10 protein-coding genes are annotated in these 10,266 nt (G+C 39.1%); 8 read left to right on the forward strand and 2 right to left on the reverse strand.

Features of this window, described 5'->3' with window-relative positions; all coding sequences use genetic code 11:
• The 7 genes from pyrC to pyrE form a co-directional block, all read left to right on the forward strand.
• Window positions 1–1,003 (forward strand): dihydroorotase (gene pyrC / locus AC1DJR_RS10000; RefSeq protein ID WP_477002519.1); only part of this gene is annotated, 1,003 nt, incomplete at its 5' end.
• Window positions 1,000–2,097, forward strand: coding sequence for a carbamoyl phosphate synthase small subunit (locus tag AC1DJR_RS10005; RefSeq protein WP_477002520.1), 1,098 nt, complete (start codon window positions 1,000–1,002; stop codon window positions 2,095–2,097). The genes pyrC and AC1DJR_RS10005, both read left to right, overlap by 4 nt.
• Window positions 2,082–5,300, forward strand: coding sequence for a carbamoyl-phosphate synthase large subunit (gene carB / locus AC1DJR_RS10010; RefSeq protein ID WP_477002521.1), 3,219 nt, complete (start codon window positions 2,082–2,084; stop codon window positions 5,298–5,300). The genes AC1DJR_RS10005 and carB overlap by 16 nt, the downstream gene beginning before the upstream one ends.
• Window positions 5,297–6,076, forward strand: coding sequence for a dihydroorotate oxidase B electron transfer subunit (gene pyrK / locus AC1DJR_RS10015; RefSeq protein WP_429691796.1), 780 nt, complete (start codon window positions 5,297–5,299; stop codon window positions 6,074–6,076). The genes carB and pyrK overlap by 4 nt, the downstream gene beginning before the upstream one ends.
• Window positions 6,073–7,002, forward strand: coding sequence for a dihydroorotate oxidase B catalytic subunit (pyrD, locus tag AC1DJR_RS10020; protein ID WP_002088238.1), 930 nt, complete (start codon window positions 6,073–6,075; stop codon window positions 7,000–7,002). The genes pyrK and pyrD overlap by 4 nt, the downstream gene beginning before the upstream one ends.
• Window positions 6,987–7,703, forward strand: a complete 717-nt coding sequence (pyrF, locus tag AC1DJR_RS10025) for an orotidine-5'-phosphate decarboxylase (RefSeq protein ID WP_000083510.1) — start codon at window positions 6,987–6,989, stop codon at window positions 7,701–7,703. The genes pyrD and pyrF overlap by 16 nt, the downstream gene beginning before the upstream one ends.
• On the forward strand, window positions 7,700–8,332 hold the full coding sequence (gene pyrE, locus AC1DJR_RS10030) for an orotate phosphoribosyltransferase (protein ID WP_002137968.1): 633 nt from the start codon (window positions 7,700–7,702) through the stop codon (window positions 8,330–8,332). The genes pyrF and pyrE overlap by 4 nt, the downstream gene beginning before the upstream one ends.
• 116 nt (window positions 8,333–8,448) lie before the next feature.
• Here pyrE and AC1DJR_RS10035 read toward each other — a convergent pair whose 3' ends face one another.
• Window positions 8,449–8,703 (reverse strand): YbeF family protein, encoded by a 255-nt coding sequence (locus AC1DJR_RS10035; RefSeq protein WP_002033769.1) that lies wholly within the window; start codon window positions 8,701–8,703, stop codon window positions 8,449–8,451.
• Between the two features lie 166 nt (window positions 8,704–8,869).
• Window positions 8,870–9,991 carry a hypothetical protein gene (locus AC1DJR_RS10040; protein ID WP_477002522.1) on the reverse strand — a complete coding sequence of 374 codons (1,122 nt, stop codon included), beginning with the start codon at window positions 9,989–9,991 and terminating at the stop codon, window positions 8,870–8,872.
• 101 nt (window positions 9,992–10,092) lie between these two features.
• Here AC1DJR_RS10040 and AC1DJR_RS10045 point away from each other — a divergent pair.
• A partial coding sequence (locus tag AC1DJR_RS10045; protein WP_477002523.1) for a YoqO family protein occupies window positions 10,093–10,266 on the forward strand: 174 nt, incomplete at its 3' end.

Raw genomic sequence — 10,266 nt, forward strand, 5'->3', positions numbered from 1 at the left:
CCCAGTACCAGATTGTAAAGAACATATGGAAGACCTGCAAAAGCGTATTAAAGAAAAAGCACATGTAAATGTATTACCATATGGAGCCATTACAGTACGTCAAGCAGGTTCTGAAATGACTGATTTTGAAACGTTAAAAGAACTTGGAGCGTTTGCTTTCACTGATGATGGCGTAGGCGTGCAAGATGCAAGCATGATGTTAGCTGCAATGAAGCGTGCATCGAAATTAAATATGGCAGTTGTTGCACACTGTGAAGAGAACACACTTATTAATAAAGGATGTGTACATGAAGGGAAGTTTTCTGAGAAACACGGATTAAACGGTATCCCATCAGTATGTGAATCCGTACATATTGCCCGGGACATCTTACTTGCGGAAGCTGCAAATTGTCACTACCACGTATGTCACGTAAGTACAAAAGGATCTGTACGTGTAATCCGTGACGCGAAACGTGCTGGAATTAAGGTGACAGCAGAAGTAACACCGCATCACTTAGTATTATGTGAAGATGATATCCCATCGGCTGATCCTAACTTTAAAATGAATCCACCGCTTCGAGGAAAAGAAGATCATGCAGCGTTAATTGAAGGACTATTAGATGGAACAATTGATATGATCGCAACTGACCATGCACCGCATACTGCAGAAGAGAAAGGGCAAGGGATTGAAAGAGCACCGTTCGGAATTACTGGTTTTGAAACAGCATTCCCGCTTTTATATACAAACCTTGTGAAAAAAGGAATCATTACATTAGAGCAACTGATTCAATTCTTAACAGAAAAACCGGCTGACACATTCGGTTTAGAAGCAGGGCGCCTAACAGAAGGCAGAACAGCTGATATTACAATTATCGATTTAGAACAAGAAGAAGAAATTGATCCAACAACATTCTTATCAAAAGGAAAAAACACACCATTCGCAGGTTGGAAATGCCAAGGTTGGCCGGTTATGACAATCGTTGGTGGTAAGATCGCATGGCAAAAGGAGAGTGCATTAGTATGAAAAGACAACTTATCTTAGAAGATGGAACAGTATTAATTGGAAAAGGTTTCGGAGGAGAAATAGAAAAGTCAGGTGAGGTTGTATTTACAACTGGGATGACTGGATATCAAGAAACTTTATCTGATCCATCATACTGCGGTCAAATCGTAACATTTACGTATCCATTAATCGGAAACTACGGCATTAACCGTGATGATTTTGAATCAATTCACCCATCTGTAAATGGTTTAATCGTAAACGAAATTTGTGATCACCCATCAAACTTCCGTAATGAAATTTCGCTAAATGATTACTTGCAAGAAAGAAATATCCCAGGATTAGCAGGAATTGATACGAGAAAATTAACAAGAAARATYCGTCAATATGGAACTTTACGCGGACGTCTTTGCAAYATGGAWGTGGATGTAGAGGACATCGTTAGYCAATTGAAAGCAACTGTCTTTACAGATCATGTGAAACGCGTATCAACAAAAGATCCATATCCAAGTCCAGGCCGTGGACACCGAGTTGTACTTGTAGACTTCGGAATGAAACATGGTATTTTACGAGAATTAAATAAGCGTGATTGTGATGTAATTGTTGTACCTTACAATACAACAGCAGAAGAAATTTTACGCCTTAGCCCAGATGGAATTATGTTAAGTAAYGGACCTGGGGACCCGAAAGATGTACCAGAAGCAATTGAAATGTTAAAAGAMATTATTGGTAAAGTTCCTTTATTCGGGATTTGCCTAGGACATCAATTGTTCGCCCTGGCATCTGGTGCGAATACAAGTAAGTTAAAATTCGGTCACCGTGGTTTAAATCATCCAGTGAAAAATCTTGCAACTGGAAAAGTAGCAATTACATCTCAAAACCATGGTTACGCAGTAGAAGAAGAATCAGTTGGAAATACAGAACTGGAAATTACACATGTTGCTTTAAATGATGGAACAGTAGAAGGTCTTCGTCATACGAAGTTCCCAGCATTTACAGTGCAATACCATCCAGAAGCTTCTGCAGGACCAGAAGATGCAAATGATTTATTCGAAGATTTCTTAGCAATGATTGAAAACTTCAAGAAAGAAGGGGAAGAGTTATGCCAAAACGCCTAGACATTAACACAATTTTAGTAATCGGATCAGGACCAATTGTAATTGGGCAAGCAGCAGAGTTTGATTATTCTGGAACACAAGCTTGTCAATCTCTTAGAGAAGAAGGTTACAAAGTAATCCTTGTTAACTCTAACCCAGCAACAATTATGACAGRTACTGCAACAGCAGATAAAGTATATATAGAACCATTAACATTAGAATTCGTAAGCCGTATTATTCGTAAAGAACGTCCAGATGCACTCCTACCAACATTAGGTGGTCAAACAGGCCTAAACATGGCGGTTGAACTTGCGAAATCAGGCATACTTGAAGAGTGCGGAGTTGAAATTTTAGGAACAAAATTATCAGCAATCGAGCAAGCCGAGGATCGTGATTTATTCCGTACATTAATGCAGGAATTAAATGAACCAATTCCATCTAGCACGATTATTCATACGCTGGAAGAAGCACATGAATTTGTAAAAGAAATTGGTTATCCAGTTATTGTTCGCCCAGCATTTACAATGGGGGGAACAGGTGGCGGAATTTGTAATAATGAAGAAGAACTAATTGAAATCGTATCAGGTGGATTAAAACATAGTCCAGTAACACAATGTTTATTAGAAAAGAGTATTGCCGGTTGTAAGGAAATTGAATATGAAGTAATGCGTGATTCGAATGATAACGCGATTGTAGTATGTAACATGGAAAATATCGATCCGGTTGGGGTTCACACAGGTGATTCTATCGTTGTAGCACCGAGCCAAACATTAAGTGACCGTGAGTATCAAATGTTACGAAACACTTCATTAAGAATTATTCGTGCATTAGGAATTGAAGGTGGATGTAACGTTCAGCTTGCACTTGATCCACATAGCTTCCAATACTATGTAATCGAAGTAAACCCGCGTGTGAGTCGTTCGTCTGCACTAGCATCTAAAGCAACTGGATATCCAATTGCGAAGCTAGCGGCGAAAATTGCAGTCGGTTTAACATTAGATGAAATTATAAACCCAGTAACACAAAAAACATACGCTTGCTTCGAGCCAGCATTAGACTATGTTGTTTCAAAAATTCCACGTTGGCCATTTGATAAGTTTGAATCAGCAAACAGAACACTTGGTACACAAATGAAGGCAACTGGTGAAGTTATGTCAATCGGACGTAACTTAGAACAATCATTATTAAAAGCGATCCGTTCTTTAGAGCTTGGCGTTTATCACCTAGAGTTAGACCACTTAAAAGAGCTTGATAAAGAAACGATGAAAAAGCGTATTATAAAAGCTGATGACGAGCGTCTGTTCGTTGTAGCAGAAGCGATCCGTCAAGGTGTAACGAAAGAAGAAATCAACGAATGGTGTGAAATGGACTTCTTCTTCTTACAAAAAGTTGAAAATATCGTAAACATGGAACGTGAAGTAAAAGCGAATGTAGGAAATATGGAAGTGTTACAATCTGCGAAAGAAATGGGCTTCAGTGACCATTACATCGCCAATGCTTGGAACAAAACAGAGCGTGAAATTTACGATATGCGTAAAGAAAGCAATATGATTCCTGTTTATAAGATGGTAGATACTTGTGCGGCAGAGTTTGAATCTGCAACACCATACTACTACAGCACATATGGTGACGAGAATGAATCGATTGTAACAGATCGTAAGAGTGTAGTTGTACTAGGATCTGGTCCAATCCGTATTGGTCAAGGTGTTGAGTTTGATTATGCAACAGTTCACTCTGTATGGGCAATAAAAGAAGCTGGATATGAGGCAATCATTGTTAATAACAACCCAGAAACAGTTTCAACAGACTTCAGTATTTCTGACAAATTATACTTTGAACCATTAACAATCGAAGATGTAATGCACATTATCGATTTAGAAAAGCCAGAAGGTGTTATCGTCCAATTCGGTGGCCAAACGGCAATTAACTTAGCGGCTAAATTAGAAGCACATGGTGTGAAAATCTTAGGAACATCACTTGAAGATTTAGACCGTGCAGAAGATCGTGATAAGTTTGAAGCAGCTTTAACAAAGCTTGGTATCCCGCAACCAGTTGGTAAAACAGCAACGACTGTAGAGCAAGCAGTAGCGATCGCTGACAAAATTGGTTACCCAGTATTAGTAAGACCATCTTACGTACTAGGTGGACGTGCGATGGAAATCGTATATCGTCAAGAAGAATTACTGCACTACATGAAAAATGCGGTTAAAGTTCACGCAGATCACCCAGTATTAATCGACCGTTATATGGTTGGTAAAGAAATTGAAGTAGATGCAATTTCAGACGGTGAGAATGTATTCATTCCAGGTATTATGGAACATATCGAACGCGCTGGAGTTCACTCTGGGGATTCAATTGGAGTATATCCACCACAGAGCTTATCTGAAAAACTAAAAGAACAAATTATTGAACATACAATTGGGCTTGGAAAAGGTTTAAACATTRTTGGATTACTAAACATTCAGTTTGTAGTATTCAAAGATGAAGTGTATGTAATTGAAGTAAATCCACGTGCGAGCCGTACAGTACCATTCTTAAGTAAAATTACAGGYGTACCGATGGCAAATATCGCAACGAAAGTTATTTTAGGTCAAAACCTTGTAGAACAAGGATATGGAACTGGCTATCACCCAGAAGAGAAGGAAGTGTATGTAAAAGCACCGGTATTCTCATTTGCGAAACTACGCTMAGTTGATACAACATTAGGGCCTGAAATGAAATCAACAGGGGAAGTAATGGGTAAAGATTTAACGCTTGAAAAAGCATTATATAAAGGACTTGTTGCTTCAGGAATTAACATTCCAACGCACGGATCAGTAATCATCACTGTAGCGGATAAAGATAAAGAAGAAGCGCTGGAAATCGCAAAACGCTTCCATGAAATCGGCTATAACTTATTAGCAACAGCAGGAACAGCACAATCGCTAACAGAACAAAACATTCCGGTGCAAGTTGTAAACAAAATTGATTCTGAAGACTACAACTTACTTGATATTATTCGTCAAGGGAAAGCGCAGTTTGTAATCAATACATTAACAAAAGGAAAACAACCAGCGCGTGATGGTTTCCGCATTCGCCGTGAATCAGTAGAAAATGGTGTGGCTTGCTTAACATCACTTGATACAACGAGAGCAATCTTGGGAGTATTAGAATCTATGACATTCTCAGCTCATTCAATGAAAGAAATTACGCAAACGAAGCGTCACGAGGTGGTACATGCATGATGCAAAAGCAAAATATGATCGTCGTTAACCAAAAAGAAATCGCAAAAAACATTTACGAATTAGTGCTTCAAGGGGATTTAGTGCAGCAAATGAACGATCCAGGGCAGTTTGTACACATTAAGGTAGCAGAGGGCATTACGCCCCTTCTGCGCCGCCCAATTAGTATTTGTAATGTCGATCAAGACAAGAACGAATTTACAATGCTATATCGTGCGGAAGGACAAGGGACAAAAACATTAGCGAAAAGAAAACAAGGTGAACTTGTAGATGTGTTAGGACCACTTGGTCATGGATTTCCTGTAGAAGAAGCGGAATCTGGACAAACGGCTCTATTAGTTGGTGGGGGAATTGGTGTACCACCACTATATGAATTGTCACAGCTTCTTGTAGCAAAAGGAGTACGCGTTATTCACATCTTAGGTTTCCAAACGAAAGATGTTGTCTTCTATGAAGAGAAATTCGCAGAACTTGGTGATACGTATGTTGCAACAGTTGATGGTACACATGGTACAAAAGGGTTTGTAACAGATGTAATCGATAGCTATGGAATTGACTTTGACATTCTCTACTCATGTGGACCTTTAGCGATGCTTCGTGCATTAGAAGGACGCTATAAGGAGAGAAAAGCCTACATTTCATTAGAAGAACGTATGGGCTGTGGTATCGGAGCATGTTTCGCATGTGTATGCCATTTGCAAGCAGATCCGAGTGGACATTCTTACAAGAAGGTGTGTAGCGACGGACCAGTATTTCCAATCGGGGAGGTTGTACTATGAACAGATTGCAAGTTGAATTACCAGGGTTATCATTAAAAAATCCAATCATCCCAGCATCTGGTTGCTTCGGATTTGGTCGTGAGTATGCACAGTTCTATGATTTAAGTGTACTTGGATCAATTATGATTAAAGCGACAACAGAACAACCTCGTTATGGAAACCCAACGCCTCGTGTTGCTGAAACACCAGGCGGAATGCTAAATGCAATCGGGCTTCAAAATCCTGGATTAGAAAAGGTAATGAATTCTGAATTACCTTTTCTCGAGCAATTTGATCTTCCGATTATTGCAAACGTTGCGGGTTCACAAGCTGAGGATTACGTAGCGGTTGCGAAGGCAATTTCAAAGGCACCTAATGTTCATGCGCTAGAATTAAATATTTCTTGTCCAAACGTAAAAACGGGTGGTATCGCTTTTGGTACAAATCCTGAAATTGCTGCTGATTTAACGAAGCGAGTAAAAGAGGTTTCTGAAGTACCGGTATATGTGAAATTGTCACCGAACGTGGCAAACATTGTGGAAATTGCAAAAGCAATTGAAAATGCGGGTGCGGACGGTTTAACGATGATTAATACATTGCTTGGTATGCGTCTAGATTTAAAAACTGCAAAACCAATTTTAGCAAACCGTACGGGCGGACTATCAGGGCCTGCGATTAAGCCAGTAGCAATTCGCATGGTACATGAAGTAAGTCAAGCGGTTAACATTCCGATTATCGGAATGGGTGGTATTGAAACAGCGGAAGATGTAATTGAATTCTTCTATGCTGGCGCAAGCGCGGTTGCAGTTGGAACGGCGAACTTTATCGATCCGTTCGTATGTCCGACAATTATTGAAGAATTACCAGCATTACTAGATGAATTAGGATTTGATCATATTTCGGAATGTCAAGGAAGGAGCTGGAAGCAAACATGTCACAGTCGTTAATCGTTGCACTAGATTTTCCAGGGAAACAAGAGGTAGAACAATTCTTACACCACTTTGAAGGGGAAGAGTTATTTGTCAAAGTTGGTATGGAGTTGTTTTACAAAGAAGGTCCTGCAATTATTACGTACTTAAAAGAAAAAGGACATAAAATCTTCCTAGATTTAAAACTTCATGATATTCCGAATACGGTAAAAAGCGCTATGCGTAGCCTAGCTAGTCTAGATGTAGATATGGTAAATGTTCATGCTGCTGGGGGAAGCAGTATGATGAAAGCTGCGATTGAGGGATTAGAGGAAGGTAAGCAAGAAGGAAAAGAGAGACCGATTTGTATTGCMGTTACACAATTAACAAGCACTTCGGAAGCTATGATGAAAAAAGAGATTGGCATTGAGAAAACGTTAGAAGAAGCGGTTGCTCATTATGCAAAATTAACGAAAGAAAGTGGACTTGATGGAGTTGTTTGTTCAACACTTGAAGTACCAAAATTACGTGAAGTATGCGGAAATGAATTTGTAACAGTAACACCGGGGATTCGTCTTGCAAGCGATGATGTAAATGACCAAGTGCGCGTAGCAACACCGAAACGTGCGAGGGAACTTGGTTCAAGCTACATCGTAGTTGGACGTAGTATTACAAAAGCAGAAAATCCGCTTGAAGCGTATAAAACAGTAAAACAACAGTGGGAAGGTGTAACAGTATGAAAAAAGAAATCGCATCGCATTTATTAGAAATTGGAGCAGTATTTTTACAACCGAATGATCCATTTACTTGGTCTTCTGGTATAAAATCACCAATTTATTGTGATAATCGTTTAACTTTATCTTATCCAAAAGTACGCCAAGCGATTGCAGCTGGATTAGAAGAGTTAATTAAAGAGCACTTCCCAACTGTAGAAGTTATTGCAGGAACAGCAACTGCTGGTATTGCGCACGCTGCATGGGTAAGCGATCGTATGGATTTACCAATGTGCTACGTGCGTAGTAAAGCAAAAGGTCACGGTAAAGGGAACCAAATCGAAGGAAAAGCTGAAAAAGGTCAAAAAGTAGTAGTAGTAGAAGACTTAATTTCAACTGGCGGTAGTGCAATTACATGTGTAGAAGCACTTCGCGAAGCTGGCTGTGAAGTATTAGGAATCGTATCAATCTTCACATACGAGCTTGAGTCAGGAAAAGAGAAACTAGAAGCAGCAAACGTAGCATCATATTCTTTAAGTGATTACAGTGCATTAACTGAAGTTGCAGCAGAAAAAGGTATGATCGGACAAGCTGAAACGAAAAAATTACAAGAGTGGCGTAAAAATCCAGCAAATGAAGCTTGGATTACAGCGTAACACGAAAAAAGACGACCGCGGGGGAACGCGGTCGTCTTTTTTATATCATTGCTAAAATTTTATGTAAAGTTCCATCGATATCAAAGAAAATCATAGTACAATCTCCTCACTAATAACTACTTATTGTTTTCTGCAACTTCATATCCTCTCACAAACAATAGAGTCATATAAGAAATAATAAATGAGAAGATACTATACATACCGACCCAAAAGAAAAACTTTGGAGGGAAGGCGATAGCACCTACTATTAAAAAACTAGCAAACGTTACAATTGGCATTACATAGTACGTTCTCGTTCTACGTGTTCCAATAACAGAAACGATAAAGATAAGTAATGGACAAATTAATAAGACAAAAATCAATTCATTCATAGTTATGTCCCCTTTTCTAATTGAAGTAATCTGTTTCTCGTAAACGTTTTGAAATAAATACTCTCCTAATATAACTTCGCTAACATATACATAATCCCTTTTGAAAGTCAGTAATAAATGATTGATTTCACAATGAAAAACGTAAGCAAGAGAATACTCGCTTACGCTATAGAATAAACATCGCAACGATCGTGGTGACGATTAAGCCAATCACAACTGGTAAAAAGTTTCGGCGCGCAAGTTCAAACGGATCTACTTTGCATATGGCAGCGGCAGGAATAAGCGCCCAAGGAATTAAAGTGCCACCGCCAGTCCAGATTGCTGCAATTTGCCCAAKTGCTGTTAATGTAGCTGTTCCATGCCCAAGTGCTGTTCCGAAAAGATTGGCAATCGAACCAGYAAGTGATATACCGGAAAAGCCAGATCCATCTAAGCCTGTTATGACACCAACGATAGTTAATGTTCCTGCCGATACATATTGGTTTAAAGGAACAATTTGAGATAAGGCGATTCCTAAGTCGTTAATGATTCCATGTGAACCTTTCGGTAAATAGTCCATAGCGAGCCATTTTTTTGTCTGAGGAGATAATGAAGTGAGCGTTTTAGAAGACTCAGTTGATGGAATAGATTCTTGTATAGATAAGCCTGTATGAAATTCTTTTCGTAAGAAGAAAAATGCGACGGAAGTTGTCACAATACCCATAACGATAACGAGGGGAACACTGGCTGAAACAACGCTGGAAACAGGAAGACCAGCAGCATCTGCAGTTAATTTCGGTGCACCTTGAATAACGAAGTCACCAGATAAGGCGATGCCGTGTCCGAATAAGTTCATAGCGATTGCGACTCCAATTGGCGGAAGGCCGACGCGTACAGCGACTGGTAATAAAATGGCCCCCATTAAGGCGACAGCTGGAGAAGGCCAAAAGAAAAAGGAAATTGTCATCATTAAAAGACCGATAATCCAGTAGGCATGTGCAGGGGTGCGAATCATCTTTGTAAATGGTGAAATCATCGTATCATTTATGCCGGTATGAACGAGTAGGTTGCTCATTGATACGATAATGGAGATGATTAATATAGTTGGTAATAGTTCGGTAATGGCGTAAATGAAACTTTGAAAGATACCACTAATGGCAAGAGGGATAGAACTTGTAGCGGTTAATGCTAATAAAAAGATAAAAACGATACAAATGATCGTCGTATCTTTTCTAAAAATAAAAAAGGTAATAATAGTGAGTAAACAAAGAATATAGAGAGCATGTAAAAGCGTTAATTCAACTCCCATAACATTCACATCCTTTAGGCGTTCGTGTAGTTCATTGTATGGAAGCAGTGAAAGTATGTGAGTATAGGAAAAAGAAAAAAAGTGAAATTTCATGTACTGTAATGGTAAGAACAATAAATGGATGTTACAATACAATTAATCCTAAAAATGGAATTAAAGGAGGACTTATGCGCAAAGAAATTGGATTTTGGGGATTTATCATATCTTGTAGTCTATTAATCATTTTAAATCTGCTTACAAACAATGAATGGATAAGTATCATACCTGTTCTCGGG

Source organism: Bacillus sp. 05T31 (assembly GCF_056396725.1).

What these genes read in the sequence shown, in the direction of transcription:
- pyrE (WP_002137968.1), top strand. Translation starts at nt 7,700, where the DNA reads ATGAAAAAAGAAATCGCATCGCATTTATTAGAAATTGGAGCAGTATTT.
- pyrD (WP_002088238.1), top strand. Translation starts at nt 6,073, where the DNA reads ATGAACAGATTGCAAGTTGAATTACCAGGGTTATCATTAAAAAATCCA.
- pyrK (WP_429691796.1), top strand. Translation starts at nt 5,297, where the DNA reads ATGATGCAAAAGCAAAATATGATCGTCGTTAACCAAAAAGAAATCGCA.
- AC1DJR_RS10035 (WP_002033769.1), bottom strand. Translation starts at nt 8,703, where the DNA reads ATGAATGAATTGATTTTTGTCTTATTAATTTGTCCATTACTTATCTTT.